The following is a 13,537-nucleotide window of genomic DNA, read 5'->3' as shown; positions in this document are numbered from 1 at the left end:
CCATCGCGGGGGCGCACCTACACGCGACGCCACAGCGGCTCCTTGAGCTGCTCGTAGTCGTCGACCGGCTCGAAGCACGTCGTCCCCCGGCACACGTACGCCGTCGCGCGTCCGTCCATCGATCCACGGCCCTCGAACCATCCGTCGAAGCCCTGGGTCCCCGCCGGACCACGCATGAGCGCCGACCCAGCCGGGGCCATCCGCCAGGCCGCCGCCGCCAGATCGCCCGGCTCGGCCGTCTCCTCGACGACGACAACCGCCGCCCGTCGCAGTCCCCGGCGGGCCTCGTCGGACTCGAGATGGTCGGCCAACGCCCACCCGGCGAACCGCGGTGAGCGGGCGACCACCCCTCGCAGGGTCGACGCCGCGACGTCGGCCCGCTCGACGAGGTCCTGACGCCCGGCCATGAGCCCGACTCGACGCAGCGCCCGCACCATCGTCGCGGCCGCCGAGGGACATGCGTCATCGGTGCGTACCCGGGCAGGCGCGGTGAGCAACGGCGAGGGCTCGGCGTCGAGGAACCCACCATCATCGGCCGAGAACCGCGCCACCGCGGCCTCGACGACCGCCACCGCACGCTCGAGCCACAGCCCCTCACCGGTGGCCCCGGCCAGCCCGGCCAGGGCCAGCGCCAGGTGAGCATGGTCCTCGCACACCGCCGGCGCGCCGGCACGACCGTGGAAGCTCGTCCGCAGCAGCTCACCGTCACGCCAGTGGCTGTTCCACAGCACCTCGGCCAGCTCGGCAGCCAGGCTCACCCACGACCACTCACGCAGGATCATCCCCGCCTCGACGAGGGAGTCGACGAGCATGGCGTTCCACGCCGTCACCGCCTTGTCGTCACGAGCCGGCCGGGCCCGATGCGACCGGGCACGCAGCAGGGTGTCCATGTCGGCGTTGATCCGGTCCCAGTGCACCCGCCCACGCAGCTGCAGGGTGCCCAGTCCGCCGTCGAACTCGGGCGACAGATGCACCAGTGGCCGCAACCAGTCGGCCTCCTCCTGCCCGAGGGCGTCGACGATGAGGTCCTGGCTCCACAGGTAGAAGATCCCCTCGCGGGTGTGTCCCGCCGCGTCATCGGAGTCGGCGTCCAGACCGGCGGCGTACAGCCCCGAGTCCATCCTCATCTCGCGCACCAACCAGTCGACGGTGCGACGGGCGGCGTGGGCGTAGAGCTCCCGCCGGTCCGGATCGTGGTCGGCGGTGCGACGCCAGCACCGTGCCATGGTCCCGAGGAGGAGGGCGTTGTCGTACAGCATCTTCTCGAAGTGCGGCACCACCCACTGCTCGTCGGTGGCGTACCGGTGGAACCCGCCGCCGACCTGGTCGAAGATGCCACCACGCACGAGGTGCTCGCACGTGTTCTGCGCCATGTCCAGGCTGGTGGGGTCGCCCTTGACGAGGAGGGCGTCGATGAGGGTCGCGTTGGGGAACTTCGTCGGCCCGCCGAACCCGCCGTGGACGATGTCGTAGTCGGCGCCGACGGCGTCGATGAGCTCGGACGCGGGCGGGACGGCGGCGTCGTCCCCGTCATCGGCCGACACCAGGTGCTCGACGATGGCCGACGCCGAGCCCAGCACCTCGGCGCGCCGGTCCTGCCAGGCCGTGCCCAGCGCCCGGACGACGTCGACGAAGGCCGGCTGCCCGTCGCGGGCGACCGGCGGGAAGTAGGTGCCGGCGAAGAAGGGCTGCCCGTCCGGGGTGAGGAAGACGGTGTTGGGCCACCCGCCCTGACCGGTGAGGGCCAAGGTCACCTGCATGAGCGAGGAGTCGACGTCGGGGCGCTCCTCCCGGTCCACCTTGACCGGCACGACGAGCTCGTTGACGACCTGCGCCACGTCCGGATCGGTGAACGACTCCAGTGCCATGACGTGGCACCAGTGGCACGACGCGTACCCGACGCTCACCATGACCGGCACGTCGCGGCGGCGCGCCTCCTCGAAGGCGTCCGGTCCCCAACCGAACCAGTCGACGGGATTCGCGGCGTGCTGGAGGAGGTACGGGCTGGCGGAGTCCTCGAGGTGGTTGACCATGAGGACAACCCTAGGGGAGGATCACGCCGTCCCGGACGAGCGGTTCCCCTCGGTCCCGGGCTCCTCCTCGTCGCGCCTCTCCTTGAGGGCCGGCCCCGAGGGCACCTCGTCGAAGTCGATGCCTCGCAGGTTGCGCCTCATGAAGTACCACGCGACGACGCCGCAGGCCGCCAGCACGACGAAGACGACGAGGTTGGCCAGGCCGGCGTTGACGAGCAGTACGGTCATGGGCCGACCATACCGCCACTCCACGCGGTGCCGCCCGAGGAGCGCCTTGCGTCCGGCACCGGCGCGGGTACGGCACAATGGCCCCGTGACCTCCCCCCGCCCCCTCACCGACGCCGACCGGGAGCGCATCGCGCGCCGCTACCCCGGCCGGTCGAGCCGGAAGGTCACCTGGGTCCTCGGCATCCTCGCGACGATCGTCCTGGCGACGGCCCTCCTCACGTGGACGGTGTGGGCCGGGCTGCACGGGTCTCGCGCGCCGATCACCGCCCAGATCCACGGCTACCAGGTCGTCTCGGCCACCAAGGTCGACGCCATCATCGTCGTCCACCGGCCCGACCCCGCCAGACCCGCCCAGTGCACGCTCTACGCCGTCTCGGCCGACCACCAGCGGGTCGGCGAGACGACCGTCACCTTCGCCCCGTCCACCCATCCGGACCAGACGGTGCATGCCTCGGTGAAGACCTTCTCCGCCGCCGTCACCGCCCAGCTGGAGAGCTGCCGCACGACGGGCTGAGTGACGGACGCGGCGAGCACGGCCGCGGGCGTCCACACGCGATAGGATGACCCAATGTCTGAGTCCAACAACACCGTGTGGCTGACCCAAGAGGCGTTCGACAAGCTCCAGTCGGAGCTCACCTACCTCAAGGGGGAGGGCCGCACCGCCATTGCCAACAAGATCGCGGAAGCCCGGTCCGAGGGCGACCTGTCCGAGAACGGTGGGTACCACGCCGCCCGGGAGGAGCAGGGCCAGGCTGAGGCGCGCATCCGTCAACTCGAGCACATGCTGCGGGAGGCCAAGGTCGGCCAGGCCCCGGCGGGTACCGACGAGGTCGTCCCCGGTTCCAAGGTCACCGTCGCCTACTTCGACGACGAGGACGACACCGACACCTTCCTCCTCGGTTCCCGTGAGGTCATGGGGACGGACGACGCCGTCGACATCGAGGTGTACTCGCCGCAGTCACCCCTCGGCGCCGCTGTCCAGGGCCACCGCAAGGGCGAGAAGGTGAGCTACCAGGCCCCCACCGGCAAGACCATCGAGGTGACGATCCTCGCGGTCGAGGCCTTCCACGAGTGAGGCTTGCCCCCGCTCGGTCGGGTGGCTCGGTCAGATGAGTCGGTCAGGTGGGCAGGGTCGCCGTGTCACGCATTGCGGACGGCGACCCTGCCCACGACGACCGACAGGTCGAGACGCGCGGCACCGTTGCCGACGATGTACTCGTCCACCTGTCCGGCGTCCGGCCAGGAGATGAGCGCCGTCCTCGTGGCGGCGCGCACGGCGACGTTCGCCCCCTCCTCGAGACGCACGGTGAGGTTGCCCGATTCGACGCGCACCCGGGACCGCCCGACCTCGAAGGTGCCACCGATCGTGGCGTTGCCCGCCTGCACCAACCCGTTCTCGAGCTGACGGACACCACCGAGGTCGGCCATCGCAGCGGTGACGCGCACCGTCCCGAGCCGACCCAGTCCCTCGACGCGCAACGATCCCCCGGACACCTCGATGTCGACCGGCACGTCCGGATGCACCCGGATGACGACCTCCCGCCCCAGGCCCAGGTCCTTGACGCCGTCCAGGTCGCGCGGCACGCGCAGGCGAAGCAGCCCTGACAGATCGGGGGCCAGATGGCCCTCGCAGGTGATCTCGGTCGTCGACCCGACCCGACGGCGCACGTGGTCCCCGTCGACGCGCACCCCGGAGACGGTCGCGTCCCCGATGACGTGCACTCGTCGTCCCGTGCACCGCAGCGCCACGCGTTCCAGATCGGCCGGCGGCGTCGTCGGCGAGTCCGGGCTGGAGGGGCGGGCCCGACGCGGGCCGGGGGCGGAGTCACCACCCCCACCCATGGACCCGGCGACGTCACTCACCCGTTCCCACGCCGACCGCAGCCCCTGCCGGGCCTCGGGCGGAACCCTGGACCATCCCTCCCCCAGCACCTCACGGGCCGTGGACCAGCCGACTCCCCCGGGACGGGTCGATCCGTGCGGCTGGTTCGGCTCCTCGGACGGCCCCGACGCCGACGGGGGCTCCTCCGGTGAGTCCTCATCGGCCCGGTCGGCGGCCCGTTCCTGATCGTCCGGTGACTGGCCCTCGGACTGGGCGGCCGCGATGCGACGATTCGCCTCGGCGGCATTGATCCGGCCTGCCGCGAGGTCGTCGAGGATGGCGGAGATGTCAGCGCTCATGAGACCAATGTATTGCCCGCACAACCCCCGGCGTCAGGGCGACCCGGGACGCTCATCGACGTCGCAGTCCCCGACGCCCCCGCCCGTGCTCGGCCGCCAGGTCGTCGACGACCGGCGCCACCTCGTCGGGTGGGGTCTCCGGGTCCATGGCCTTGATGAACGCCGCCCCGAAGGCCACCAGCGGGATGGCGAAGAGAGCTCCGACGATCCCCGAGACGATCCCACCGATGGCGATGCCCAGGAGGATGACGAGGGGATGGATCGACACCGCCTTGCCCAGCAGGAAGGGCTGGAGGACGTGGCTCTCGATCTCCATGACCGCCACGAAGACGATGAGCATGATGACGGCCTTGACGACGCCCAGGGTCACCAGGACGACGGCCACCGCGACGACCCCTGACACGAAGGCACCCACGATCGGGATGAACGCCAGGACGAAGGTGAGCGTCCCAATGGCCAGCGACATCGAGGAACCGATGAGGGCCGCGCCGATGCCGGCACCCAGGCCGTCGACGGCGGCGACGATGACGGCGGCCCGCACGTAGGCCACCAGCGCCACCCAGCCGCGTCGGGAGGAGTCGAGGATCCGCGCCCGATTCTCGGACGGGATGACCCGCGCCACGGCCCCCGCCAGCTTGTCGCCCTCGTAGACGAAGAAGAAGGTCGTGAACAGGGCCATGACGGTCCCGGCCAGGAAGTGCCCGATCCCGGTGCCGGCGGCCGCCGCCCACCCGGCGATCCGCCCCTGGGAGCCCTTGGCCCAGGTCTCGGCGGCGGTGAGCAGGCCGTTGAGCTGGCTCTGACTCACATGGAACGGCGACCCGGCGAGCCAGTGGGTGAGCTGGGCGACGCTGGCCACCGATTGCTTCGACAACTCATCCCATTGGCTGGCGATCTGCGCGCCGACAAGGGTGAACAATCCCCCCAACAGGACCACGAGGAGGAGCAGGCACAGCCCGGCGGCCAGTGCCCGTGGTACCCGGTGGCGGGTCAGCCATCCGGCCAGGGGCCACATCGCGGCGGTGAGGAGGAGCGAGACGGCGATGGGGATCGACACCTCGGAGATCTTGTCGAGCACGGTGAACAGGCCCCAGACGAACACGGCGATGACGGCCAACCGCCAGCACCACCCGGCCGCGGTCCGCAGCCCCTGGGGGACGGCGTCGTCCCGGTCATCGGTCGCCCGCTGACGGCGCATCCTCGTCGAGGCCCTCATGCCTTCCTCCATTCCGATCGCACATCGTGACGACCTCACAGGGTAGCGTGAGCCAGGACCATCAGCCGTCCCCATCGGAGCCCACCATGCCTGCCCGACCGCTCACCGAGATCGTCGCCCCCGACTGGGCCCAGGCCCTCGCGCCGGTCGAGCCGCGGATCCACGAGATGGGTCGGTTCCTGCGCGACGAGGTGGCCGCCGGCCGAGGCTTCCTGCCGGCCGGAGATCGCATCCTGCGGGCCTTCAGCCGTCCCATGGCCGACGTCCGGGTGCTCATCGTCGGCCAGGACCCCTACCCCACCCCGGGCCACCCGGTGGGGCTGAGCTTCTCCGTGGCCCCCGGCGTCCGGCCGCTGCCCCGGTCATTGCAGAACATCTACGCCGAGCTGCGTGACGACCTCGGCGTGCCGGTGTGCGAGCACGGCGATCTGTCGGGATGGTTCGAGCACGGCGTCCTGCTGCTCAACAGGTGCCTCACCGTCCAGCCGGGGCGGCCGGCTTCGCACCGGGGCAAGGGCTGGGAGGAGGTCACCCAGTGCGCCATCGAGGCGCTCGTGGCCCGGGGCGGCCCCTTGGTGGCGATCCTCTGGGGCCGGGACGCCCAGTCCCTCCAGCCGATGCTCGGCGACACCCCGGTCATCGCCTCGCCGCACCCGAGCCCGATGTCGGCGCGGTACGGGTTCTTCGGGTCGCGTCCCTTCAGCCGCGCCAATGCGCTGTTGACGAAGCAGGGGTCCCAGCCGATCGACTGGGACCCCACGCATCGCTGACCGACCTGGTCAGTCCTTCTCCTCCGGGTGCCGGTAGAGGGAGATCGTCGAGACGAGCAGACCTCCCCACACGGTGACCATGGCGACGATCATCATGACGACGGCGAGCGGGCTCATCGGCGGACTCCTTCCTTGTGGTCACCGGCGATGGGGGTGCCGTCGTCGGCGACGAGATGCTCGGTGTGCAGGGCCGACCGCTGCGGCCAGGGGATGAACGACAGCACGACCGACAGGACGATGACGAGGGCCGACATGCCCCAGCCGAAGGTGCCGACGAAGGCCTTGGGCATGTTCTCGTAGCCGTGACGACCCACCGTGATGAGCTCGGTGATCCACAGCCCGAGCAGGACCAGCGGTGAGAGGACGCCGGCCAGGAACCGCCAGACGCGGTCGACCTGGAAGGACGAGATCGCGTTGAGGTGGTCGCGCAGCATGGGCAGGTCGCGCAGCACCCAGGTGACGACGACGGCGGTGAGCAGGGCCACGCCGACGATGCCGACGTTGTTGATGAAGTGGTCGGTGACGTCGAGCAGGTTGAGGCCGGTCGTCGTCGGGAAGAGGGCCACCGAGACGACCGCCGTCAGACCTCCGATGATGAGGGTCGAGGAGACGCGACCCAGACCGGTCTTGTCCTTGAAGGCCGCGATGACGACCTCGAGGAGGCTGATCATCGAGGTGATCCCGGCGAACACGAGCGAGACGAAGAAGAGGACGCCGAGCAGCGGCCCCAGGGCCCCGGCCTGGCTGATGATCTGCGGGAAGGCGATGAAGGCCAACCCGATGCCGGCGCCGGCGACGTCGTGGACGTTCTTGCCGGAGGCCTGGGCCATGAACCCGAGGGCGGCGAAGACGCCGAGGCCGGCGAGGATCTCGAAGGAGGAGTTCGCGAACCCGACGACCAGCCCCGATCCGGTGAGGTCCGACTTCGGCTTGAGGTACGAGGCGTAGGTGACCATGATGCCGAAGCCCACCGACAGCGAGAAGAAGATCTGGCCGTAGGCCGCCATCCACACCTGGTGGTTCGTCAGCGCTCCCCAGTCCGGGGTGAAGAGGGCGTTGAGGCCCTTGGTGGCTCCGGGCAGGGTGAGGGCGATGACGACCAGGGCGATGAACATCACCGTGAGCAACGGCATGAAGATCTTCGACGCCCAGGTGACGCCCTTCTGCACGCCCAGGGCCATGACGACCAGGGTGAAGACCCACAGCAGCACGAGCGGCCAGAGCACGCCGGGCACGAAGTGGAACTCGACGTCCGTCGTCGACGCCACCTGGAGGAAGTCCTTGACGAGGAACGACTCGGGGTCCTTGCCCCAGGCCTTCGTCACCGAGAATCCTGCGTAGCGGATCGCCCAGGCGATGATGACGGCGTAGTAGACGACGATGACGAAGCAGATGAGGGTCTGCCACCAGCCGATGGCCTCGGTGCGCCGGTTGAGCCGGCGCATGGCCATGGGCGGCGACCCCCGGAACTTGTGACCGATGGAGTAGTCGAGGAAGAGCAGCGGGATGCCCGCGGTGAGGAGGGCGATGAGATAGGGAAGGATGAACGCCCCGCCGCCATTGGAGTAGGCGACGTAGGGGAATCGCCAGATGTTGCCCAGGCCGACGGCCGAGCCGATGGCGGCGATGAGGAAGGCGCCCCGCCCGGTGAAATTCTCACGAGCACGGGGTGCCTCAGGGGGGCGTTGGGAGTCACCTGGCCCCTGGACCGCATGTGACATGGATGCCTCCTTGTCGGATGATGAACCCGCTCAGTTTCACATGGCGGTCATGAACAATCGAATGGTGGACCATCCCGTGAGACGACGGGGCCCGGGGGCTGGAATAGCAGCCGGCGGGGACCGGTTGAGGCCATGAGGACATTGACAAGGAGGACCACGATGGACAGGACGCGGATGATCGGGCCCGACGAGGCGCTGCCCGGAGGACCGACGCCGGTGCTGGCGATGCCTTTCTTCCACCGGGTGTTCGGTGACCGACTCGACCGCGCGTTCCCCGGCTCGCAGACGATCCACCTCGCCATGGGCTGTTTCTGGGGAGCCGAGAAGCTCTTCTGGCAGACCGACGGCATCCTGCTCACGGCGGTCGGCTACATGGGCGGGTACACCGCCAACCCCACCTATCGTGAGGTGTGCACCGGACGCACCGGCCACGCCGAGACCGTCCGGGTCACCTACGACCCGCAGCAGATCCCCACCGACGCCGTCCTCACCCTCTTCTTCGAGAACCACGACCCCACCCAGGGCATGCGCCAGGGCAATGATGTCGGCACCCAGTACCGGTCGGCGATCTGGTGCACCACCTCGGACCAGTACATCCGCGCCATAGACCTCAAGGGCCGGTACCAGGGCCGTCTCCTCACCGAGGGCTACGGGGCGATGACGACGACCATCGACATGGCCGACGGACATCCCTTCTTCCTCGCCGAAGCCGAGCACCAGCAGTACCTCGAGCAGAACCCCAACGGCTACTGCCCGGTGCATGCCACCGGCGTGTGCCTGGCCCGTCCGTGAGACGGCGTCCGCGACGCTGACGGCAGCCGGCTCAGCCCTGCATCCGCAAGACACCTGAGACCGACCTCGTACGCAACCCGGGAATGCAGGCCCACGCGATATGTCGGGCACCGCAAACGAACCCTCGGCAAACAGCCCTCGGATGGCGAACGTAGACTGATCCGAACACCTCGCGAAACGTGACCAGTATCTCCGTGACAGCACCGGGGGCGCCCAATGAACTGCACCGAACCTTCACCCGGGGATTCCACCATCGAGTGCGGCCGATCGCTGGTGCATGACGAGGGACTGTGGCATTCCTATCTCGCTGTCCTCGAGTCGGCGAGCGGCCTGCCCGACCGGCTGGCGCTCGAGACGCTCGAGGCACACGGGCTGGCGAGCCGTGAGGGAAGCGATCTCGTCCCGTTGAACGCGGCTCCCCATCTGGCACGCGAGGCCTCCCGCCTGGACGAGGAAGCAGCCGAGCTGCGACGCGCAGCCCGCCAGGTCGAAGCGGCACTCGACCGAGGATCCGGCGGACACTGGTGCACGGAGCTGAGAACGACCAAGGAGTTGCTCCACCACTACTCAGCCCTGCAACTCACGGCCCGCTTCAGCGTGGACGCGTGGGACCGCATGCCACACCTCGTCCCGACCGATCGCCAACAGCAGTCCACCGCCCAACCAGCGGCGATGGCCCAAGGAGTGCAGTACCGCGCCATCTACGACGAGGAGGTCTTGAGGGACCCGAATCTCTTCCGAATCATGGAGAAGTCGGTCAGAGACGGTGAGGACGCGCAAGTGTCACGACGCCTCCCCTGTCGGTTGCTGCTCAGGGACAATGAGGAGGCTCTCATCATCCTCTGTGCCCACGAGGGACCGTTGGCCGGGCTGCTCACCCATGATCCCAGGATCGTGGAAGTCATCTCAGGCCTCTTCGACGTCCTCTGGAGCCTCAGCACGCCGATCCGGCTCACCCGAGCCGGGCGTGGTGACGAGGAGGCGCCAGCTGGCCCCACCGATGACTCCCCCCGGCTGCTGGCCCACCTGTCGACCGGCCTCACCGACCAGGCCATCGCCCGCGAACTTGGTGTGAGCGAACGCACCGTGGCCCGGAGAATCTCCCAGCTCTGCGAGTCACTGGGGGCGAGTTCACGATTCCAACTCGGCGCACGAGCCGTGCTGCAGGGTTGGATTTCCTGAGAGAATAACTGGCATGGCCATGACGTGGCACCAATTCGCCACAGACTGCCGATCGACGTCTTCATGACATGGCTCGAATCCGCCCGCTCCCACAGTTATTTCCACTCTCCGCACCGGCTATTTTTCCCATGTGAACGAACAGAACTTGACCATCGCGCGGGCCGTGGGAGCAACCGCTGCCGGCGTGCGACGCCGCACCATCGTCAGAGGCGTCGCCTGGACGTTGCCCGCGATCTCCCTGGTCACGGCGGCACCGGCCTTCGCCACTTCATCCGAGTGCACCTACACGATCGACTTCTCGGCGAACGCGTCATCTGCGTCGTGGACACCGCTGACACACCTCAGCGGCACCAGTCCGACCGGCGATGTCGTCACCGTCGGTCTGCAGAGCACACCGGCGTCGTGCACGCAGACCACCTACTTCAACATGACCTCGATGTCGAACGCTGCACTGGCCGGTGTCAGCAACTACGGAGCCGATCCGGCCTGCAGTGAGGAACAACAGCCCACCGGCGCCCCCTGGGGTGGTTGGTCCTCAACCAGCATGCCGCACTGGAGAACTGCCGTCGCTCAGCATGTGACGACCACCCCACCCAGGATCTCACCCTGACGTTCCTCGACTCGGTCGCACGACCGATCAGAGGGATCAGCCACCTCGAACTCACGGTGTACGACATCACCAGCGTCACCCGGCGCGAGGCTCCTGGTACGCCGTACGGCATGGCGCCGGAAGAATACTGGACCAGTCGCTATGTCGACACCGTGGGGTTCAGCCAGACGCCCTCCAGGATCATCGCTTTCGACGCCGCAGCATCGGGCCTCTCCACCAGTGCCTACGCCGGGACCGGACAGGGCAGCTACGCCGACCCCTACCGGAGGACCGGTGAACAGGCGCCGACTGTGCCGGGGGTCTCGATCAAGGACGTCTTCGTGTTCGACGCCCTGCCCGGCAACACCATCACACTGCGCTACAGCAACCTCTACTACGGCTACCAGTTCGTGGCCCTGGCAGGAATCCGATTCCAGGCGCCCTGCGCCTGACAACCCATCCACGTCATCCATCGCACGTCACGAGCCGCATCACGGCGACTGGAACAACCGGTACGCCTGCCCGACGTGTCTGGGTCGGCAGTCGTCACTGCTGGCCCTGACGCGTGCATGTCGCCCGCGCGTCCCCGCAACCTCTGCGTTCACCGTGGCTCCGCCCAGCCGGTTGCTCACAGGAGTTGACGCTGACGCACCCCGCGGAACACCCACAGGCTCATCATGACGTACACGAAGATCCCCTCCATCGCGGCCGAGACGACCCTCGCCACCTGAGCCTGCACACCCAGGTGATGCAGGAGGGTCGAGAAGGCGACGATGAAGATGAGGTAGTTGAGCGCGATGGTGACGGCATAGCGACCGGACTGCCGACCCACGTGCCCGTGAGCCTGGAAGTTGAGCCACCGATTGACGATGAAACCGTAGACGACGGATGTCCCGTAGCCCAGGGACACGGCCAGCGAGTACGGCAGCCTCACTCCTTGGTAGAAGAGGGCCAGCAGGCTGATGTCGAGGAGGAATCCCAGGCCGTTGATGATGCAGTAGCCGATGAACGTCACGGGGATGTCGCTGAACGCGGCGGGGATGAAGGAGTGGATCGACTGCAACATCCGGTGGAAGGCCCGCGGGGCGTCCATCCGACGGGCCGACACTCGGCGCTGTCGACGAACGCTGGTGGGCACGTCCTCCAGTATGTCCCCACCTGGCGACGTCGCACCAGCTGCCGGCTCAGCCGATGACGTTGACCAGGACTACGCACTCGGGGGTTCGTCCCCCGAAGAGCTCCTTGGTGCGGTCCACGACTCCGGCCAGCCCCGCTCCGATCCGGTACTTCTCGTGGATGGCGGCCTTGACCTCGTCGAACTGCGGTCCCTCGTCGACGACCCGCGCGCGGCCCTCGAGCACCGGTTCGGTGTCGACTGCCCTGCCGCGCTGATTGCAGACCCGGACGCTGACGACGCAGTCGTCGGGGAAACGGTCGTGGGCCCCCTTGGCGTCGGCCAGCCAGAACCCGATACTCGTGTCGGACACGGGCACCAGCCGCTCGACGCTCGTCTGCGAGCGCCCCTCGGCGTCGTACGAGGTGACGATGATGTGGTCGGCCGTGCGCAGGCTCACCGCTGCTCCCCCTCCACCGACTCCTCGGAATGCTGTGGTTCTCCGGGGGCACGACGGATGGCGGCCTCGCGAATCGCGGCCTCACGGTCGCTCGCGGCCCCTCTGAGGGTCTCCTTGCGCACCGAGCCGGCGGTCCGACGAGGAAGACCGAGACCCAGACCGAGCAGGAGTCCGGCGACCGCCGCCACGCCGGAGGCGATCCAGATCCGCGGCATGGGGTTGGACAGATTGTCGATCGTCTTGGCCGCATTCGCTGCGCCCATGATCTTGTTCATGTCCCAGGACAGCCTCACCAGGACATACACGCCGAAACCGAGCGCGGCGACGCCGAGAACGACCAACAGGCCTTTGAGGAACTTCACGGCCCGATCCTAGGGCACGAGAACCCCTCTCATGAGCACCTTTCGGCGCAGCCCTCCGCGGGCACAGCTGCCCGTCCTGGCCGTGGTCGACGTAGGGTCGGCATCATGGCGACGACGCGACAGGCAACCTCGGCCGACCTTCCGTTCATGGTGCACATCCTTCGTCTCGTGGCTGGCGGGTCCGCCGGCCCCCTCCCCCTCGACGAGTGCCGCGCCCACCCCGTCTTCAGCCGATACATCGACAGCTGGACCCCGCGTCAGCTCGGACTCATCTGCCTGGACGACCACAGGGCCCTCGGCGCGGCCTGGCTCGTCACCATGCCTGCCGACCGCCCGGGGCGCGGCTTCGTCGCCCCCGGCATTCCCGAGCTCGTCCTGGGGATCATCCCGGACGCCCAGCGACGCGGGCACGGCAGCTACCTGCTGTCCTGTCTGCTCGCCGGCGCCCGCTCCCACGCGCTGACGAGCATGAGTGCCGCCGTCCCCCTGGGCGACGACGTCGCCCTCACCCTCCTGCAGGACGCCGGCTTCTCGCCCGTGTCGACCCGCGACGGCCAGAATGTCCTCCTCTGGGCTGCCCTGAGTGCCCGCGCGTGAACCCACCACTCCCTGGAGGCGCTCCGCCGGCCCGAAACGTCCGGGAATGCAATTGTGGCCCTGCACCCGAAGGTGCAGGGCCACAATCATATTGAAGTCCGGCAGCGTCCTACTCTCCCACAAGATCCCTCTTGCAGTACCATCGGCGCAGGGAGGCTTAACTACCGGGTTCGGAATGGGACCGGGTGTTTCCCTCTCGCCATGGCCACCGAAACACTCCGGGGCAACAATCCCCGGCATGTCACGAAAACCGTGCCCCCATACATCATGCGGACACGCCGCGTGGTGGCAG

General features: G+C 68.6%; 17 protein-coding genes and 1 rRNA gene. 8 read left to right on the top strand and 10 right to left on the bottom strand.

The features are described from left to right. Positions 1 to 17 precede the first annotated feature (17 nt). A complete protein-coding gene (locus E0E30_RS02100; protein ID WP_130864885.1) occupies positions 18 to 2,033 on the bottom strand; it encodes a thioredoxin domain-containing protein in 2,016 nt (671 codons plus the stop codon). Between the two features lie 21 nt (positions 2,034 to 2,054). Next, positions 2,055 to 2,261, bottom strand: a complete 207-nt coding sequence (locus E0E30_RS02095) for a GNAT family acetyltransferase (protein ID WP_130864884.1) — start codon at positions 2,259 to 2,261, stop codon at positions 2,055 to 2,057. Positions 2,262 to 2,346: 85 nt separating this feature from the next. On the opposite strand from E0E30_RS02095, the gene E0E30_RS02090 reads away from it, so the two are divergent. Together E0E30_RS02090 and greA are read left to right on the top strand one after the other, a co-directional pair. After that, the gene (locus E0E30_RS02090; RefSeq protein ID WP_245306466.1) at positions 2,347 to 2,775 is read left to right on the top strand and encodes a DUF4307 domain-containing protein; all 429 of its coding nucleotides are present in this window, start codon (positions 2,347 to 2,349) and stop codon (positions 2,773 to 2,775) included. A 54-nt stretch (positions 2,776 to 2,829) separates the two neighbouring features. Next, positions 2,830 to 3,336: a transcription elongation factor GreA gene (gene greA / locus E0E30_RS02085; protein ID WP_130864882.1), complete on the top strand. Its 507-nt coding sequence runs from the start codon at positions 2,830 to 2,832 to the stop codon at positions 3,334 to 3,336. A 65-nt stretch (positions 3,337 to 3,401) separates the two neighbouring features. Here the strand turns inward: greA and E0E30_RS02080 are convergent, their stop codons facing one another. Both E0E30_RS02080 and E0E30_RS02075 read right to left on the bottom strand, forming a co-directional pair. After that, on the bottom strand, positions 3,402 to 4,442 hold the full coding sequence (locus E0E30_RS02080) for a hypothetical protein (RefSeq protein ID WP_130864881.1): 1,041 nt from the start codon (positions 4,440 to 4,442) through the stop codon (positions 3,402 to 3,404). A 52-nt stretch (positions 4,443 to 4,494) separates the two neighbouring features. Beyond that, positions 4,495 to 5,658, bottom strand: a complete 1,164-nt coding sequence (locus E0E30_RS02075) for an AI-2E family transporter (RefSeq protein WP_245306465.1) — start codon at positions 5,656 to 5,658, stop codon at positions 4,495 to 4,497. A gap of 86 nt (positions 5,659 to 5,744) precedes the next feature. Between E0E30_RS02075 and E0E30_RS02070 the strand changes: the two genes are divergently transcribed. Continuing rightward, a complete protein-coding gene (locus tag E0E30_RS02070; protein ID WP_130864879.1) occupies positions 5,745 to 6,428 on the top strand; it encodes a uracil-DNA glycosylase in 684 nt (227 codons plus the stop codon). 9 nt (positions 6,429 to 6,437) lie between these two features. On the opposite strand, the gene E0E30_RS02065 is transcribed toward E0E30_RS02070, so the two are convergent. Both E0E30_RS02065 and E0E30_RS02060 read right to left on the bottom strand, forming a co-directional pair. Next, positions 6,438 to 6,545, bottom strand: coding sequence for a methionine/alanine import family NSS transporter small subunit (locus E0E30_RS02065; RefSeq protein WP_130864878.1), 108 nt, complete (start codon positions 6,543 to 6,545; stop codon positions 6,438 to 6,440). Next, entirely contained in the window at positions 6,542 to 8,149 is a 1,608-nt protein-coding gene (locus E0E30_RS02060) for a sodium-dependent transporter (protein ID WP_130864877.1), read from the bottom strand. Before E0E30_RS02060 ends, E0E30_RS02065 begins: the two co-directional genes overlap by 4 nt. 159 nt (positions 8,150 to 8,308) lie before the next feature. Between E0E30_RS02060 and msrA the strand changes: the two genes are divergently transcribed. The 4 genes from msrA to E0E30_RS02040 all read left to right on the top strand — a co-directional run bounded on the left by msrA (position 8,309) and on the right by E0E30_RS02040 (position 11,164). Then, a complete protein-coding gene (msrA, locus tag E0E30_RS02055) occupies positions 8,309 to 8,941 on the top strand; it encodes a peptide-methionine (S)-S-oxide reductase MsrA (protein WP_130864876.1) in 633 nt (210 codons plus the stop codon). 273 nt (positions 8,942 to 9,214) lie between these two features. Next, on the top strand, positions 9,215 to 10,123 hold the full coding sequence (locus E0E30_RS02050) for a helix-turn-helix transcriptional regulator (RefSeq protein WP_167853856.1): 909 nt from the start codon (positions 9,215 to 9,217) through the stop codon (positions 10,121 to 10,123). A gap of 130 nt (positions 10,124 to 10,253) precedes the next feature. After that, positions 10,254 to 10,733 (top strand): hypothetical protein, encoded by a 480-nt coding sequence (locus E0E30_RS02045; protein ID WP_130864874.1) that lies wholly within the window; start codon positions 10,254 to 10,256, stop codon positions 10,731 to 10,733. Positions 10,734 to 10,843: 110 nt separating this feature from the next. Next, entirely contained in the window at positions 10,844 to 11,164 is a 321-nt protein-coding gene (locus E0E30_RS02040) for a hypothetical protein (RefSeq protein ID WP_130864873.1), read from the top strand. Between the two features lie 176 nt (positions 11,165 to 11,340). Here the strand turns inward: E0E30_RS02040 and E0E30_RS02035 are convergent, their stop codons facing one another. The 3 genes from E0E30_RS02035 to E0E30_RS02025 form a co-directional block, all read right to left on the bottom strand. Continuing rightward, positions 11,341 to 11,778, bottom strand: coding sequence for a GtrA family protein (locus tag E0E30_RS02035; protein ID WP_130866682.1), 438 nt, complete (start codon positions 11,776 to 11,778; stop codon positions 11,341 to 11,343). Positions 11,779 to 11,896: 118 nt separating this feature from the next. Then, complete coding sequence (locus tag E0E30_RS02030) at positions 11,897 to 12,286, bottom strand: SH3 domain-containing protein (protein ID WP_130864872.1); 390 nt, start codon at positions 12,284 to 12,286, stop codon at positions 11,897 to 11,899. Further along, the gene (locus E0E30_RS02025; RefSeq protein ID WP_130864871.1) at positions 12,283 to 12,648 is read right to left on the bottom strand and encodes a hypothetical protein; all 366 of its coding nucleotides are present in this window, start codon (positions 12,646 to 12,648) and stop codon (positions 12,283 to 12,285) included. Before E0E30_RS02025 ends, E0E30_RS02030 begins: the two co-directional genes overlap by 4 nt. 105 nt (positions 12,649 to 12,753) lie before the next feature. On the opposite strand from E0E30_RS02025, the gene E0E30_RS02020 reads away from it, so the two are divergent. Further along, the gene (locus tag E0E30_RS02020; RefSeq protein WP_130864870.1) at positions 12,754 to 13,245 is read left to right on the top strand and encodes a GNAT family N-acetyltransferase; all 492 of its coding nucleotides are present in this window, start codon (positions 12,754 to 12,756) and stop codon (positions 13,243 to 13,245) included. A gap of 96 nt (positions 13,246 to 13,341) precedes the next feature. On the opposite strand, the gene rrf is transcribed toward E0E30_RS02020, so the two are convergent. Continuing rightward, positions 13,342 to 13,458, bottom strand: a 5S ribosomal RNA gene (rrf, locus tag E0E30_RS02015). Positions 13,459 to 13,537: the final 79 nt, after the last annotated feature.

The sequence above is a fragment of the Acidipropionibacterium timonense genome (assembly GCF_900605005.1).
GTDB lineage: Bacteria > Actinomycetota > Actinomycetes > Propionibacteriales > Propionibacteriaceae > Cutibacterium > Cutibacterium timonense.
The sequence above is the reverse complement of the archived record's forward strand: the minus strand, read 5'-3'. Positions and strand labels throughout refer to the sequence as shown.

What these genes read in the sequence shown, in the direction of transcription:
- E0E30_RS02100 (WP_130864885.1), bottom strand. Translation starts at nt 2,033, where the DNA reads ATGGTCAACCACCTCGAGGACTCCGCCAGCCCGTACCTCCTCCAGCAC.
- E0E30_RS02095 (WP_130864884.1), bottom strand. Translation starts at nt 2,261, where the DNA reads ATGACCGTACTGCTCGTCAACGCCGGCCTGGCCAACCTCGTCGTCTTC.
- greA (WP_130864882.1), top strand. Translation starts at nt 2,830, where the DNA reads ATGTCTGAGTCCAACAACACCGTGTGGCTGACCCAAGAGGCGTTCGAC.
- E0E30_RS02080 (WP_130864881.1), bottom strand. Translation starts at nt 4,442, where the DNA reads ATGAGCGCTGACATCTCCGCCATCCTCGACGACCTCGCGGCAGGCCGG.
- E0E30_RS02075 (WP_245306465.1), bottom strand. Translation starts at nt 5,658, where the DNA reads ATGAGGGCCTCGACGAGGATGCGCCGTCAGCGGGCGACCGATGACCGG.
- E0E30_RS02070 (WP_130864879.1), top strand. Translation starts at nt 5,745, where the DNA reads ATGCCTGCCCGACCGCTCACCGAGATCGTCGCCCCCGACTGGGCCCAG.
- E0E30_RS02065 (WP_130864878.1), bottom strand. Translation starts at nt 6,545, where the DNA reads ATGAGCCCGCTCGCCGTCGTCATGATGATCGTCGCCATGGTCACCGTG.
- E0E30_RS02060 (WP_130864877.1), bottom strand. Translation starts at nt 8,149, where the DNA reads ATGTCACATGCGGTCCAGGGGCCAGGTGACTCCCAACGCCCCCCTGAG.
- msrA (WP_130864876.1), top strand. Translation starts at nt 8,309, where the DNA reads ATGGACAGGACGCGGATGATCGGGCCCGACGAGGCGCTGCCCGGAGGA.
- E0E30_RS02040 (WP_130864873.1), top strand. Translation starts at nt 10,844, where the DNA reads ATGGCGCCGGAAGAATACTGGACCAGTCGCTATGTCGACACCGTGGGG.
- E0E30_RS02035 (WP_130866682.1), bottom strand. Translation starts at nt 11,778, where the DNA reads ATGTTGCAGTCGATCCACTCCTTCATCCCCGCCGCGTTCAGCGACATC.
- E0E30_RS02020 (WP_130864870.1), top strand. Translation starts at nt 12,754, where the DNA reads ATGGCGACGACGCGACAGGCAACCTCGGCCGACCTTCCGTTCATGGTG.